Source organism: Pseudomonas sp. PNPG3, assembly GCF_023093815.1.
Lineage (GTDB): Bacteria > Pseudomonadota > Gammaproteobacteria > Pseudomonadales > Pseudomonadaceae > Aquipseudomonas > Aquipseudomonas asiatica.
The window spans coordinates 1-14,719 of record NZ_JALLKV010000033.1 but is presented as its reverse complement, the minus strand read 5'-3'; the positions used below and the strand labels follow the sequence as shown (position 1 = coordinate 14,719).

At 57.9% G+C, this 14,719-nt stretch carries 19 protein-coding genes; 18 read left to right on the top strand and 1 reads right to left on the bottom strand.

Annotated elements, in window-relative coordinates; genetic code table 11:
- Positions 1-132 precede the first annotated feature (132 nt).
- The 13 genes from MJ643_RS19800 to MJ643_RS19740 all read left to right on the top strand — a co-directional run bounded on the left by MJ643_RS19800 (position 133) and on the right by MJ643_RS19740 (position 10,606).
- Complete coding sequence (locus tag MJ643_RS19800; RefSeq protein WP_023628762.1) at positions 133-1,011, top strand: ParA family protein; 879 nt, start codon at positions 133-135, stop codon at positions 1,009-1,011.
- 1 nt (position 1,012) lies between these two features.
- Positions 1,013-1,771, top strand: a complete 759-nt coding sequence (locus tag MJ643_RS19795) for a hypothetical protein (RefSeq protein WP_023628763.1) — start codon at positions 1,013-1,015, stop codon at positions 1,769-1,771.
- Positions 1,768-2,295, top strand: coding sequence for a hypothetical protein (locus tag MJ643_RS19790; RefSeq protein WP_023628764.1), 528 nt, complete (start codon positions 1,768-1,770; stop codon positions 2,293-2,295). The genes MJ643_RS19795 and MJ643_RS19790 overlap by 4 nt, the downstream gene beginning before the upstream one ends.
- A complete protein-coding gene (locus MJ643_RS19785; RefSeq protein ID WP_023628765.1) occupies positions 2,292-2,537 on the top strand; it encodes a hypothetical protein in 246 nt (81 codons plus the stop codon). The genes MJ643_RS19790 and MJ643_RS19785 overlap by 4 nt, the downstream gene beginning before the upstream one ends.
- Positions 2,537-3,235: a DUF2786 domain-containing protein gene (locus MJ643_RS19780; protein WP_023628766.1), complete on the top strand. Its 699-nt coding sequence runs from the start codon at positions 2,537-2,539 to the stop codon at positions 3,233-3,235. The genes MJ643_RS19785 and MJ643_RS19780 overlap by 1 nt, the downstream gene beginning before the upstream one ends.
- Positions 3,232-4,578, top strand: a complete 1,347-nt coding sequence (gene dnaB / locus MJ643_RS19775; RefSeq protein WP_028692976.1) for a replicative DNA helicase — start codon at positions 3,232-3,234, stop codon at positions 4,576-4,578. The genes MJ643_RS19780 and dnaB overlap by 4 nt, the downstream gene beginning before the upstream one ends.
- Before the next feature lie 174 nt (positions 4,579-4,752).
- Positions 4,753-5,280: a hypothetical protein gene (locus MJ643_RS19770; protein WP_028692975.1), complete on the top strand. Its 528-nt coding sequence runs from the start codon at positions 4,753-4,755 to the stop codon at positions 5,278-5,280.
- Positions 5,273-5,506: a hypothetical protein gene (locus MJ643_RS19765; protein ID WP_070086903.1), complete on the top strand. Its 234-nt coding sequence runs from the start codon at positions 5,273-5,275 to the stop codon at positions 5,504-5,506. The genes MJ643_RS19770 and MJ643_RS19765 overlap by 8 nt, the downstream gene beginning before the upstream one ends.
- Positions 5,506-6,510 carry a nucleoid-associated protein YejK gene (gene yejK / locus MJ643_RS19760; RefSeq protein WP_023628769.1) on the top strand — a complete coding sequence of 335 codons (1,005 nt, stop codon included), beginning with the start codon at positions 5,506-5,508 and terminating at the stop codon, positions 6,508-6,510. The genes MJ643_RS19765 and yejK overlap by 1 nt, the downstream gene beginning before the upstream one ends.
- 11 nt (positions 6,511-6,521) lie before the next feature.
- Positions 6,522-6,869: an Arc family DNA-binding protein gene (locus MJ643_RS19755; RefSeq protein WP_023628770.1), complete on the top strand. Its 348-nt coding sequence runs from the start codon at positions 6,522-6,524 to the stop codon at positions 6,867-6,869.
- 1 nt (position 6,870) lies between these two features.
- On the top strand, positions 6,871-8,583 hold the full coding sequence (locus MJ643_RS19750) for a ParB family protein (RefSeq protein ID WP_247726993.1): 1,713 nt from the start codon (positions 6,871-6,873) through the stop codon (positions 8,581-8,583).
- Between the two features lie 32 nt (positions 8,584-8,615).
- Positions 8,616-9,311 (top strand): DUF2857 domain-containing protein, encoded by a 696-nt coding sequence (locus MJ643_RS19745; protein WP_247726992.1) that lies wholly within the window; start codon positions 8,616-8,618, stop codon positions 9,309-9,311.
- Entirely contained in the window at positions 9,308-10,606 is a 1,299-nt protein-coding gene (locus MJ643_RS19740; protein ID WP_247726991.1) for an STY4528 family pathogenicity island replication protein, read from the top strand. Before MJ643_RS19745 ends, MJ643_RS19740 begins: the two co-directional genes overlap by 4 nt.
- Before the next feature lie 665 nt (positions 10,607-11,271).
- Here MJ643_RS19740 and MJ643_RS19735 read toward each other — a convergent pair.
- Positions 11,272-11,640 carry a hypothetical protein gene (locus MJ643_RS19735; protein WP_143524245.1) on the bottom strand — a complete coding sequence of 123 codons (369 nt, stop codon included), beginning with the start codon at positions 11,638-11,640 and terminating at the stop codon, positions 11,272-11,274.
- A gap of 314 nt (positions 11,641-11,954) precedes the next feature.
- On the opposite strand from MJ643_RS19735, the gene MJ643_RS19730 reads away from it, so the two are divergent.
- The 5 genes from MJ643_RS19730 to MJ643_RS19710 all read left to right on the top strand — a co-directional run.
- On the top strand, positions 11,955-12,680 hold the full coding sequence (locus MJ643_RS19730; RefSeq protein WP_023628776.1) for a PFL_4669 family integrating conjugative element protein: 726 nt from the start codon (positions 11,955-11,957) through the stop codon (positions 12,678-12,680).
- 26 nt (positions 12,681-12,706) lie between these two features.
- Positions 12,707-13,222 (top strand): DUF3158 family protein, encoded by a 516-nt coding sequence (locus MJ643_RS19725; RefSeq protein WP_247726990.1) that lies wholly within the window; start codon positions 12,707-12,709, stop codon positions 13,220-13,222.
- A 13-nt stretch (positions 13,223-13,235) separates the two neighbouring features.
- A complete protein-coding gene (locus MJ643_RS19720) occupies positions 13,236-13,745 on the top strand; it encodes a single-stranded DNA-binding protein (RefSeq protein WP_247726989.1) in 510 nt (169 codons plus the stop codon).
- 494 nt (positions 13,746-14,239) lie between these two features.
- Positions 14,240-14,440, top strand: coding sequence for a CrpP family ICE-associated protein (locus tag MJ643_RS19715; RefSeq protein ID WP_247726988.1), 201 nt, complete (start codon positions 14,240-14,242; stop codon positions 14,438-14,440).
- Positions 14,441-14,512: 72 nt separating this feature from the next.
- On the top strand, positions 14,513-14,719 hold a 207-nt coding region (locus MJ643_RS19710; protein WP_247726987.1), incomplete at its 3' end, for a hypothetical protein.

Here is a 14,719-nt window from a genome sequence, read left to right as displayed (position 1 = left end):
TTCGAACCTACGACCAATTGGTTAAAAGACAATTGGGATCTAGGCCGATAATTCCACCTAGGGAGGGGTTTTCAGCACCATTCCGCGCCTAGGCACGCAGCCTCTAATGAAATCCACATTAGAGGCATGGCAATGACACATCCGAAGAAAGCAAAACGAGCAGGTAAGGTTTCAACCAAAGGCGGCACCGGTAAATCCACCGGCTCCACCAATCTGGGGGCATTCACAGCAGACGCTGGGTTGCGCACCCTCCTCATCGATCTGGACCCCGTCCAGCCTTCCGCATCCTCCTATTTCCCCCTGGAGTACACTGCCCCGGGCGGCATTTTCGAGCTGCTGTCGTACAACGAGACCGACCCGGCCAAGATCATCTCCCGCACGTCGATCAAGAATCTCGACGTCATCATTTCGAACGATGCCAACAACCAGCTCAACAACCTCATACTGCAGGCGCCTGATGGCAGACTGCGACTAGCCAACCTGATGTCGGCTTTCGATGCCGATTACGATCTCATCCTCTTTGACACCCAGGGCGCCCGCTCTGCGATGCTGGAGATGGTCGTTCTTGCATCTGATATCATCCTCTCCCCCCTCCCCCCGAACATGTTGGCCGCGCGCGAATTCAGCCGTGGAACCATCCATATGATGGATGGCCTGCGCAGTTACGCTCGTCTCGGCCTCACCATTCCCCACATCAACATCATCATCAACGGCCTGGATGAAACTGCTGACGCGCGCGAGATCCACCGCACCGTCCGTGAAATCTTCGACGGGAACCCAGACTACACCGTCCTGCAATCGATCATTCCAGATGCCGTCATCTTCAAGAAAGCCGCGAGCCAAGGCGTGCCGGCGCATCGGCTTGAATATCGTCAACCTTCGAACCGTAAGTCGCCGGCGGCGCTGAACATCATCCGCAGCTTGGCGATCGAGGCCTTCCCTGAGTGGACGGACCGCTTCGAGGCAATGACCGAAGAGCGTGTAGCCCAAATCGTCAAAGAAGGGCGCTGAGATGGCCAAGAGACCCATCGTCATCACCGATGCCAGCGACATCACTACCGAACTGGTTCTGCAACTCGGGAGAACGCACTCCGCCAAGGACCTTCGCAGCGTCCAAACCCGGCTCACCTCCATCGCAGGTGATCTGCGCAAGTTCGGGTATCACTGGAATAAAGAGTCTGGGCTACTCGGAAAACTCGGAGAGCACCTGACCGATGCTCAACGGCAGCTTCTGCTCGACGCATCGCGCCTGGTTGAATCCATCGGCAACAACGTTACTCATGCCAAGGAAAAACTTGTTCGGACCGAGAAGGACACGAAACGCCGGCAAGATGCCCGTGATGCACTGGCGAAGCAGCTCGTTGCGCGTACATTCCCCTTGCCCACCGAAACCCATGAAGAACGGCTCGAGACGATCAAGGCTGCACTCATCCTGAATCGTGCACGACAGTTCCATACCTCCTACAACCCATCTGAATTCAACCTCTACGTCAGGAGCGATCTGAAGACGCCTGATCGACTCTACGGGGCCTCACCTGAGCAACACCGGGTCGGGAATATCCAAACACTCCGTTACTTCATGATCAGCGACCTGACCAGCCACCTTGCTTATGACGATGGTTCGTCGGTTGAGGAACGTCTGCGACTCCTGCAGGAGAAAGTGGCCGAAGCTGTTGGCCTGGCTGCCTTGACAGCAGACGAACGCGAGACCCTGCGCCTGTGGAAAGAGGCTCTCTCCCCCGATGGGGCGAAGCAGGAGGGCCAAGCATGAACAACGTCAGCCAACAGCAGCTCGACCTTCTCTGGCACACCTTGGGTCTGTCCGCCGAAAACAGACACCGGCGCACAGTTAGCCGCAATTACTTTCTCACAAGCCCAGGTTGCAGCGATGCACGACAGCTCGACGTGCTCGTCGCAGCAGGGCTCATGTCGTGCGGAAAGCCTCCAGCTTTTTGTCCCCAGGATGAAGTTGTTTATCGCGCTACGAGTCAGGGCCAGCACTTCGCAGAGACCAGCCTCCCTCCGCTACCAAAACTCACTCGGTATGACGAGTTTCTGGATGCAGACAGCGGGCTTGAGTTTCACGAATGGCTCGGGATCGAAAAACCCACGATTGAGCATCGTTGTAAGTCATTCGGCTACAGCGAAGTGGGCAGCCTGATCTCTATAGAGTCCGGCTGTCGCATGAGCTCAAGCCGTGCTACGGGCGAGTGGTGCAAGACCAAGAAAGACGCCAAGGCCAGTTACAAAGCGGCCTTAGCGGCTTCGAAGGCTCATCGCGCGGAGGCTGCATGATGAATCCTGCCTCTATTTCCCAGTTCGCTGGCACGCTTTGCCTGTACCTCATGAACTGCTCTGTGGCACTGGCGACCGCCTATGGCTTGGGTTCGATCTTCAAAGCCCCGCTCGCCGAAATCGCTCTGCAGGGTTCGGTCTACTCGGCCTATGCGCTCGGCACGGTCGGGACGCTGAATCTCCTGGTGCTGATCGCATCAGCTATGCGTGGACAACCTCGCCAACTTGGGGAGGGCTCCTGATGGACAAGCAGAAGATCCTCGACAAAGTCACCAAGCTGATGGCCTTGGCCAACAGCCCAGGGGCAAACACGAACGAGGCAGCAATCGCATTGCGCCAGGCCCGCTCGCTCATGGCCCAGTACAACATCGACGCAGACGAACTGCGGGCCAGCCAAGTTCTTGAAGCAAGTATCCCCACGGGCACACGTCGATCCCCAGCGGATTGGTTGCATGCCCTCGCCGGAACATGTGCAGCCGCATTCGACTGCAGCCACCTCTCTTACTACCACCCATTGAAGGGTTACTGCTTCAAGTTCCTGGGCAAGGGTATCGGTCCGGATCTGGCTGCCTATGCCTACAGCAGCCTCGTCCTGCAGTTACAGAAAGCACGTCGCGAGCATGTCTCGCAGCAGAAACGGTGCCAGCTGAAGACCAAACGACGCCGCGGCCAACTGTTTGCGGAGGGTTGGATTGGAGCAGTGGCCTACAAAGTTCGAGAGTTCGCGGGTGACCTGGCTCCGGAGATCAAGGCTGAGATCACGGCCTACTTGACCGTGCATCACCCTGACTTGAAGCAAAGCGACATCACGCCAAGCGAAGCCAAAGGCCACGATCGTAGCTCTCTGTACGCAGGTATTCGGCAAGGCCGGCATGCTCAGCTCCACCACGGAGTTGGCCGCACCGAACAGCCTGGCATTTCCCACGGGGGTGCCAGATGACCGACCTGAGCTATTCACCTCCTCACTCCATGGAGGCGGAACAGGGCGTCCTGGGCGGGCTGATGCTGGACAACGAAGCCTGGGATCTCGTCGGTGACCTACTGCAGGCAGATGACTTCTTTCGGGGCGAACACAGGCTGATTTTCACCGCTATCCAAGAACTGTCAGAGAAAAACAGCCCTTTCGACGTGGTCACGATTTTCGAGCAGATGGCCGTCCCCGAGGAGGTTGGAGGACTTTCCTACCTGGCAGAGCTGGCCAAGAACACCCCGTCTGTAGCGAATATCCAATCGTATGCGGAGATCGTGCGTAATCGCGCACACCTTCGTCGCATCATGTCCCTGTGTTTCCAGGGGACACGGGATGCAGCTGAACTTGCTGCTGACGCGGCGGAGGTTCAGGACACGCTCGAGCAGAAGCTGTTCGCGCTGGGCGAAGGTCGCGTTGTACGTGAATTCGCCAACATGAACGAGGCACTGCTCTCTGTCGTCGACAAGATCGACGCGAATTTCAACGGTCATGTGACCGTAACGGGGGTGCCAACAGGCATCACCGATCTCGATGAAATGACGCGCGGCCTGCAGCCAGCAGACCTGATCATCGTCGGCGCGCGCCCATCCATGGGCAAGACCTCGTTCTGCTTGAGCATCGTAGATGCCGCGCTGAACAGTAAGCCTGACGAGATCGTGCTGGTTTTCAGCATGGAGATGCCTACCGAGGCCCTCATCTACCGAATGCTGGCAATTTTGGGCCACATCGACCTGAGCAGGCTCCTGTCCGGTCAGTTGCAGGACGAGGACTGGCCCAAACTCTCCGCCGCCGTGCATCGCATGAGCGCATACGGCAACCGTCTGGTCATCGATGACAGTGCAAACCTCACTCCTGCTGCGATGCGCGCCAAGGTTCGACGCGCTAGCCGGCGCTTTGGGAGGCCCTGCTTGATCATGGCGGATTACCTGCAACTCATGCGCTGCCCTGGGCAAGAGAACCGGGCCAATGAGATCAGCGAGATATCTCGTTCCCTCAAGGGAATCGCGAAGGAATTCAACTGCCCCTTCGTAGCTCTTTCTCAGCTCAACCGGGCTCTGGAGCAACGTCAGAACAAACGACCAGTCAACGCCGATCTGCGCGACAGCGGAGCGATCGAGCAAGACGCCGACATCATCCTCTTCGTGTACCGAGACGAGGTGTACAACGAAAACACCGAGTTCAAGGGGATTGCCGAGCTGATTATCGGCAAACAACGCCAAGGGCCTACGGGCTATGTACGCGCAGCCTTTATCGCCAACCAAACTCGCTTCGCAAACCTCACTGCTGACCATTGGCAAGGAGCTGCCGCATGACGCTCACAGAATCCCATCTGATTACGCATGGCTGCCTTAACTGTGGCCGGCACTTCGCGCTTCATCAGGTACGGCAGGTGCATCCTGCTGAGCATACCCCTGAAGGTGAGGCAGAGGTTCTGGTATGCCCGGTCTGCGGCAGCTATGACCCCGTTCCTCTCTCGGAGGTGCCCAATGCAGGCTGAGCAGATCTACCCTTCGATCCCTGCAATCGCAAACACCGACCAATCGGCCTTGGCATTCGCGCACCAGTCTGGCGTAAACGCGGTTTGGCTGGATGCTCTCAGCCAGGTTGTCTCACGGCTCACCCAGTTCGGTGAAACCACGGTGCCTGTTGAGCTGAATGAGGCTCTGCAAGAGCTTGCACAGCTGCAGTACGTCGAGCTGGAAAGCCATGATGCTGGAACGCTGGCAGCGACCCTCCTTGGCCAACCAGCCCTGCTGACCAATTACTTCTGGTCAGTATGGGTACCAAGGCACCTCCTGAGCTGCGGTCTGAAGGTTGCAGTAACCCCCCATCTGACCAGCTCCGTGGACGAGGCTCATCACTGCACCGTGGTCTTCCGGATTCCTGGATCGCGCGAGACTGCACGTGAGTTCCTCACCGACCTGGCCACCCAATATCCGGGCTGCACCCCGGAAATCGTGGCCATCCAAGCGGGTGATGCACTTTGCCCGAAGGAGGCCGGATCCAATGCGTAACCTTCTTCGCGGCGCCCACGACAGTGTCCGCCGGCTTGCTGAGTTTGCCCTCTCCGAGGGCTGGACTCTCTCCAGGTCCAATAGCGGCCACCTGAAGTTCAGCAAGTCCGGCTTCGCACCGATTTTCACTTCCTGCACACCTAGCGACCACCATTCCGAGCGCAACACCCGGGCGTTGCTTCGACGTGCGGAAGTCCAAAACAGCTCCTCGCGGGGGATTCAATAATGCCGATCCGACACGTAATTATTCACCAGCTCGACAAGCAGCCCGACGGCAGCCCCGCCGTCCTTCATGCCCGTGACACTGAGCTCCCACCGTCCGATGCTATCGTGAGTCTCCAGGGCGACCTGAACGACAGCTACAACGCCAAGCAAGGCAAAGCGTGGGGCTTCTTCCATGGGGAGTCGGGTGCGTACCCATTCAGCGGTTGGCTGAAACAGTACCTGGAGGAGCAGCAAGACTTCACCAGCTTCAGCCGTGTGTCTGTCGAACACCTGCAGAAACTGCTTGAAGAGGTCAACCTGTCCACCGGTGGCCACGTGTTCTTCAGCCATTACCAACAAGGCTTGACTGAGTACTTGATGATCGCTGTCCTCCAGCAGGTCGAAACCGTCAGCCTGGACGGTGATCTTAATGTTGTAGCCTCTCGCTACCTGGACACCAGCAACTTCTCCTGCGCGGCCCGGATCAACCTGAGCGAGTGGCGCAACAACCCTAACTCGAAGCAGTACATTTCCTTCGTTAAAGGCAAAAACGGCAGGAAGAGTTCGGACTACTTCCGCGACTTCATCGGGTGCCAAGAAGGCGTCGACGGGCCAGGTGAAACCCGCACGCTTCTCAAGGCATTCACCGACTACGTCGAGAAAGAGGATCTCCCAGAAGAAAGCGCCCGGGAGAAAACCCACGCGCTGCTCGACTATGCCACCACCCAAACGAAGCTGGGGCAGCCCCTCTCTCTTCAAGAGCTGTCCCAGACTCTCGATGAAGACCGCCCTCAGGCGTTTTACGACCACATCCGCAATAGCGACTACGGCCTATCCCCTGAGATCCCGGCCGATAAGCGCACACTCAACCAGTTCCGCCGTTTCACCGGCCGCGCCGAAGGTCTGTCGATCAGCTTTGAGGCGCACCTGCTCGGTTCCAACGTCACCTACGACGCCGACACCGGCTCGCTGACGATCAAGAACCTGCCCACTCAGCTCACCGACCAACTCAAACGCCGCCAGTAAGGAGAACCACCATGAACGCAACCAATTCCCGTACCGCTGACAAGTTCGTGGTTCGCCTGCCGAATGGCATGCGTGAACAAGTGGCAGAAGTCGCCCGCAAGAACCATCGTTCCATGAACAGCGAAATCATCGATCGCCTCGAGCAATCGCTACTCAACGGTCAATTTGAGCCGGCGCAGAAAGCCCAGGGCGACGGCGCCAACGCAGAGGAGTTGAGATCCGAGCTGACCCGCGCATACCGGATCATCGATCGCCTGTTGCAAAATGCTGTTCCAACTCAAGACGACATTCAGGAAGTGCTGCACCTGGTTCGCCACTCTCCTCTGGCTCACCCGCACGTTGCTGCGGTAGGAGCTTGAGATGGCCGCTACAGACCTCAAAGCCAAGCTTCTCGCTCCAGGCTTCACCCCTACAGGCACCACCGCGGCCATGAGTGACCCTATCGCGGACACCCCATTGGTGCTGACTGTCGAGCAGGTCCTCCCTTGGGAGGATAACCCTCGTACCACTCGCAACCCACGATACGATGAACTCAAGGAGTCGATCCGCCACCGTGGCCTCGACACCCCTCCGCCTGTAACACGCAGACCTGGAGAGGAAAAATACCGGATCCGCAACGGTGGGAACACGCGAATCACAATTCTGAAGGAGCTGTTCCAGGAAACTGGCGACGAAAGGTTTCAGAGGATTAATGTTCTGTTCCGCCCATGGGATCAGATCCGAGGCGAGATCGTGATGCTCACCGGTCACCTGGCCGAGGATCTCAAAGGTGAGCTCAAATTCATCGAGAGAGCTGTCGCGGTGGGTCGAGCGAAGGCGCTTTATGAGGAGGAAAGCGGCGAGACCATTTCCCAGCGCGAGCTCGCTCGACGCCTATCTAAAGATGGGTACCCTATTTCTCAGTCCCATATCAGCAGGATGCTGGATACCCTGCAATTTTTGCTGCCTGCAGTGCCTGGTTTGCTCTACTCCGGTCTCGGTATCGACCGGATCACGAAAATAATCGCGCTGAGAAAATCTGCATTGGCTTGCTGGGACAAGCATTACAGCAATGAAGGCGTTGACTTCGAAATGCTGTTCCAGGACGTCCTTGCCCAGTTCGAGGGAGAAGCGGAAGAATTCCTGTTCCAGCGCTTCCAGGACGAGCTCATCGGCACGATGAAAAAATCGCTGCAGCTCGGCTACGAGGACATTCTGCTGGAGATTACCCAGCAGCAGGATAAGCTCCGTCGCTCAACGCCAGTGGTAGAAGTGCCGAGTACCGGCAAGTCCAGTAATCATCCCGCCAGTCTTTTGGGTACTGGTACAGCTTCACCGGTACCGGTACCGGCATCGCAACAGCTACCTGAAGCTACTGGGAGTTCGCCGAAGCCTTCTCAGCCTCCCCACCAGCCAGCTGCTCCAATGCCGGGAGCTTCGCTCACACCAGAGCAAGAGCAGGAACGGATTGCAGGGCATATCGCGTCCCCAACGAACCTCAGCCAGCGGGTGATCGAGACAAAAGCGAAGGTTGCCGCCCTCAGCGGGGAAACGCTGCCCGATTTCAACTCGAACTGCCTGGTCGCCATCCCCGTGCAAGCCGGCGGACTGCACCCCATTACCGACCTCTGGTACATCGAGCGTCAGATTGACCAACCTGGCGAGTTGCGCAACCAGGTAGCCCAACTGGCCGTGGAGATCCTCGAATCTGTCAACGGCCCTGGCGATATCCAGGTAATCGATGGAGGGATCGGGTTCAAGTACAAACAGCCGGAGACCGAAGTTGAAGTCACTGCAACAGCTCAACATACGCTGACACTGCTTCAGTCATTGAGCGGTGCGATGGCTATCGCACTCAAGATGCTGAACGAGCAACCAAACCCTGCCAGTGCATTGGGCGAATTTGAGTTTGCTGCCGGCCTGGGCCAACTGCTGCTGGGCCAACCTCTGGGTGCTGAGCAGGCACCAGGTGACGAAGGTCGTTTGAGTGACGGTGCGCTGGTCAAGTTATTCCGCATCATTCGGCTGGCTCGACGCCTGATCGACTTGGAAATCGAAGCGTTCAAGCGGTCCTCTCAAGACCAGGACAGCTGAACCCTAGATGAGATGAATGGGAGGGAGTCTCAATGTCCAAGTCAACACTTAACGAAGCGGTTCTCTCACAGCTGCTTGACCTCATGCGTAACGGTCAACTTCAGCGCTGTGTAGAGATGGGAGTTGAACCAGAGGTGCTGGGCCAGATCCAGCACCCAACAGTCCTCAGTTTGCTCCGCAATACCCCTGTTTCATGGGTCAACGTGTCAATCAACAGCTCAATGATCCTCAAGCTGCTGACCGGCGCCGCGCGTACAGAAGAGGAAACTCGGCTTATCGAGCGCGCGATCCGGCTGGGGGCCACGACCAGCTTGCTCGGCAAGTTCTTCGGGCTCACACCTCAAGAGATAGCCTTGCAGCGTACCGTCATTGGGGTGCGTGCCCCACGCGGTCGATGGCCAGAGCTCTCTGAAGATCAGGATCACCATATTTGGCATCGCTGGACCAAGTTGATGGATGAGAACCGAGTAGAGCTCGAGGACAGCTTGGCCATGCTTGACGTGGCCATGCTGGTGGCAGAAGAACTGAGTACCGACGGTTTGACGCTTGCGCAAATCTGGTCACGGATAACCCTGTGGATTGAGCAGGGTTTGTATCCCGGCAGCAAGGACAAGCCCCAGACCGCCGAGCGTCGGCAGCTCACGCTGCGGGAAGAGAGCGGGACACGCCGTACCGATGACAGCTGTATCGCCTCTTCCCACTCTGGAGAAGGCGATCACAGACGATGAAGCTCGCACGGTTCCCGATTTCCACGCTCCTGGATTCGGCCTCGGGGCAACTCGAGGCCCATGTTCAGAAAAAGAGAGCTGAGGACACCGCCCCTACTGCCAGGCCTGCCACACCTTATTCCGGGATCATTTTCAGCGGCAATCCGCATGAAACGGTCCCGCGTAAGCTCCTGCTCGACAATCGGCTTACTCCATTGGAACGCAACTGCTGGCAAGTCTTCCGGCTGCTTGTGAATGAAGATGGCATCACAGCCTTCCCCACCTACGATCAGCTGCGGCCATACCTGGGCATGAACCCGGGCAAGCATGCATCCAGAGAAACCGTGGCCAAAGCCTTGACCGTGCTTCGCCTGACGCGCTGGTTGAGCCTGGGCCGGACCGTACGCAATGAAATCAACGGTCAAGTGCAGGGCAACGTCTACCTCCTCCACGATGAGCCGGTAACGCCGGCCGAGGCACTTGAGTTCGACAAGGACTACATGACGTTGCTCATGCAGTCCACGGAGCACCAGAACAAAGCGATCAAGGACATCGCGGCAATTACCTGGAGAGAATTCACCAGCGATCCAGACGTTGGGCGACGACTTCCCTCGCGCATTGACACGATTAGCGATCGACTGAACGCCCAGACCTGGGCAGTTGAAACCAAACAAAATGCACTGCCTGCGCCTGAGTTCGGAATCCGAACTCAGCAAGACTTAGCCGTGGATGGACTGAGTTCGGAATCCGAACTCAGTACGAACTCAGCGAAACAGGGGGCCCTCCCCCTCAGTTCGGATTCCGAACTCAGCCTGAAACCACTGAGTTCACCCTCAGTTCGGATTCCGAACTCAGCTAGTACGTATACAAATACAGACAAGTCTGTATCTAAAAGCTCTGTACAACCGCGCGAGAGTGCAGGTGTGAACTGGTTACTTGCCCTAGATCTCCTCAAGCCAGAGGACCGTGTGAAGGCACGTGAGATCATGGGGCCGGTACCGGAGAATCTCCGAGAGGCGGTGATCAACCAGTGGAAGCATCGCTGTACTAGCGGGAGTGTCGCCAAGCCCCTCGCGTACCTGACGAGCCTTGCAGGCAAGGCCATACGGGGTGACTTCAACGCAGAGTGGAGCCCTACAGCGCCTGCTGCAACTCCGACGTCATCGCCAGCGGCCAGCGTGGTAGCACGGCCCACTCAGCCCGCCGTTCCCAAGCCGGCACCGACAGCGACTGCGATGCAGACAGCAAATTCCGCGCTGACCTCGCTGCAGGCCCTGCTTGACCCTCGACGCCGCGTGGAGCCCACCGATGAGTGATTGGATGGGTTCTACGATCACCCTGGGATTTGCCTCTGTTGTGATTGGTATGCTGGCGGGCCGCGTTTGTACCTGGGGCGCTTGCTGCCTACCTGCACTCCTCAAGCGCCAATGGCAGCGGGATGCACGGGAACTGCTGGGGCTGGATTCAGAGAAACATTCCGACCTTCAACCGGCCAGAACCCCTTCGCGAGTAATCTGGACCGCGCAGATTAGCTGCGCTGCGTTGTCACTCGTGGTGACAATGCATTTTGGGCCAACTATGCAGGCCTTCTGTGCCCTGCTGTTTACCTGGATGCTTCTGGCTTTGAGCTTGATCGACAGTGAGCACCACCTACTGCCGGATTCGCTGGTAATACCAGGACTCTGGGCCGGCTTAGTCCTCAACTCCTTCGGACTGTTCACGGTACTGCAGGACGCTCTTTGGGGGTGTGTCGTTGGCTTTGGCTTCTTCTGGTCTGTGAGTCAACTAACCGGACTAATCACTGGCCGAGAAAGCATCGGTAGAGGCGACATTAAGCTGTTGGCATTGATGGGTGCGTGGGGTGGCCTACAGGTACTTGGCTGGACTGTAGTTTGCTCTCTGCTAGGTGCAGGTCTAGCCGCAATGCTTCTCATACTCCTGGGAAAGCGATCTACCGACGCAAGAATTCCATTTGGTCCGTTCATCTCCGCCGCAGGCTGGAGCGCATTTGTGATTCTAACTCATTGATTAATAACCCATGGACCATTAGTCGAGTGATGCGGCCCGCATCATTCACCGGCATCGACACCGGCGCGAGCCAGGTCGAGTGGTTCCACCGGAATCCCCTGATAGTGAGGCCCGCATCATTCACTGGCACCGACACCGGCGCGAGCCAGGTCGAGTGGTTCCACTGGAACCACCTGACAGTGATGCGGCCCGCATCATTCACCGGCACCGGCACCGCCGTGAGCCAGGTCGAGTGATTCCACTGGAATCGCCTGATAGTGATGCGGCCCGCATCACTCACCTGATTCGACACCGGCGCCGAGGCCGGGTCGAGTGGTTCCACCAGAATCCCCTGATAGTGATGCGGCCCGCATCATTCACTGGCACCGGCACCGGCGCGAGCCAGGTCGAGTGGTTCCACTGGAACCACCTGACAGTGATGCGGCCCGCATCATTCACCGGCACCGGCACCGCCGTGAGCCCGATCGAGTGTTGTCACCGGCACCACCTGGGAGTGTTGCGGCCCGCAACACCAGGATGGTGTGCGCCGACTATGACAAATCCAGCACCCCGGGTTCTTCATTTATTACTGCGCGCCCAACAGCCTAAAAGCAGCATGGACATCGTTCACCCACCTTATATAAGGAAACCATGTCCATGGCTGACAACTATCAGCTCAACATCGGCTCCCTCAGGAGCCAGGTCCAGCTGACTCTCCACACCCACCATGCTGCCCGAATCTGGCTGGGCCGCCAGAAGACCGATGACAAACACAGCATCCTCGGGCTGGCGGGCTTCTGCCTCAAGATCAACCAGATCGACCGTGGAGCGGCCCAGGACGACCCATACTCGGACTGGTGGATGATCAGGATCGAAGAGAAGATTCAGGAAGTGGACGATGCCCTGAAGGCCATCGACAGCCGCCTGGATGAAGTGATGGCCCAGTTGCCCAAGGCGCTCGAAATCGGTGAGAACCTCTCCATTCAACCGCTGAAGCTGCCACTCTTCATTTCCAACCCGCTGGGCTTCAAGGGCGTCCATCTACTGACTCAATACGACGAAGTCGTCCGCCGCATCCTGCTGGCTCAGCACGTCGCCATGATCGGCCGCCGCGATGGCGAGATCTGGATAGACGAGGGTGCTCACCTGCTGCGCAGTCTTTTTGGACTGGCCCAGCTCCATCGATTCTCCGGTGCATCGCGTGACGACTTCGCCGCCAACAATGCACGGGCTGAAAACGCGCGCGAGATGTACAAGCGCTACGGCGACATCCCCCAGGACATCCTGGAAGGCACCCGCAGGTCGAACTTTGCCCCGCCCATCCGCCGTGGTTCCGCAGACCCGGTCGAGGATCTGGATGACGATCTCGAAGGCGAGGCCTGATCCTGATGCGTTTGGACCCCCAACCCATGGAGGCCCTGCAACAGGGTGCCTTCAAACCGCTGCAACAGGGTGCCTATCAGGCGCTGCAACAGAGTGCCTCACTAAAAGGCCTTTTAAAGCCCTTTAAAGGTAAGGGGGAGCTGATCCAGTTGGCGGAGCATTGCGCATCGCTGGAGGCAGGGTTGCGCGCCATTACCCAGGAAGTGCTGGCCCAGGTCCGTCAACATCCATTCGCCCTGCTGCCCGTCAGGCTCATCGAGCAAAACACAGCGGCTGGCACAACCTTTCTTCGCTGGCAAAGCGTGCAAGGTCGGCGCATGGGGTTTGGTGTCTGGGCGCAACTGGTCCACGCCCCCAAAACACCCGTCAGCCTGCTGCAGGACCTGTTCGCCCTGGAGCAACACCGAATCACCCTGAACATGCAGATCAGCCTTATCCACTTCATCGGCAAACAGGCCGCCGAGTGCGCAGAAAAGATGGGGCAGGCCGAAGCCGAATATCAAGCTCGACTGCAGCAGGTCATGAACCCACCTCAACACTGAACGGAGATACACCATGGGTACACCAGTAGTTTGGGAAGGCAACATCGGCAACGCTGCTGAGCACCGGTCGTTCGCCAACGGCAACAAAGATCCGCGGCACATGCTGCGACTCAACGTAATGTTCGACAACTCGATCCCTGACGGCCAGGGTGGCTACAAGGACCGTGGCGGTTTCTGGGCAAACGTCGAATGGTGGCATCAGGATGCCGAGCGTTTCGCCGCTCTCTTCCAGAAGGGCATGCGGGTTCTGGTGATTGGCCGTGCGATCATGGACACGTGGACGGATAAGCAGAGTGGCCAGGAAGTGTCAGCGCTCAAGGTCGAAGCCAGCCGGGTCGCGATTCTTCCGCACCGGATCGAACACGTATCGCTGTCTGGGAATGGCGGAGGTCAGCGCCCGGCCAATCAACCACAGGGGCAGCAACGCAGTCAGACCAGCGGCGCCCAGGCTCAAAGCGTTCCTCAGCCGACCCCCGAAGACATGCGCCACTACGACAGTTTTGACGACGACATTCCCCTGTGACCCCCCCTTAATTTCGCGCGCCACATCGTGAAGCTCCTGGTGACAAGGATGTTGCTTCGAGCTTCCCCGCCCTCTGGTGAATCCTCTCCATTTCATCTGACCACAGCTTGGCAGGCGTTTATTCAGGCGCCGTTCGTGAAGTTACTGGGAGCAAGGACAGATCGTCGCAACCGCCCACTCTGGACGCAGCGTCTGATGCAAGGCGACTTCCGCTGCCCAGGGCGGCCCGCCTCGTGAAGCTCCCGAGTCCAGGTCGGGAAGTCGTTTCCGAAGGGGCGCTGCAAGCAGCGCTTGCCCAGGTCAGGGGCAACGATGAAATCATTGCATTGGCAAATTACCATTTCCTGACGGCATCTCCGCCTTACAACTGCTAACTTGTACCGAACTGAGCTGCCACGGCGGTAAAAAGCGCATCATCGTAGGATTACCGGACACAGGATCGTTTGAGGCGTGACTTGCCCGGCAGGAACAGGGGCGTTGGTGAGGACCATTCGATGCAGAGCGGAATTGCCCAGGGGCGAAAAGCGGATAGGCGCCATTTCAACAACCCCCACCCTACGGTGGAGGCAGCAGGGGTGGAGGCCGCCGAGAAAGGGCTTCCCGTGTACGTCTGCCCGTACAAGCACCCCGCCATGCTGGCCTCCTGGCTGAAAGGGTACAAGCGCGCCCAGCAGCTTTGTCTTTCTTGGGATTAGCCATGATGACTAAACCTATTGCTAGCCACATGCTACCATCCGAACTCCCACTGAACTGCGGTACTGTGAACAATGGAACTGAAGACCTTTGATGCTGTAGTTGAGAAAGCATTGTTAGCTTTTTATGAATGCTTCCCCACCCCTATTCAGATTGACCCAAATATTGTTGGTCTTTCAGAAGAAGAGCCCAACCGGTCCGACATGAATAAACCCTTACACTCAGTGGTGAATCGCCCCTGGTTTCCTAGACACTCTCCAAGCTCAGGAAATAGCGTTTCT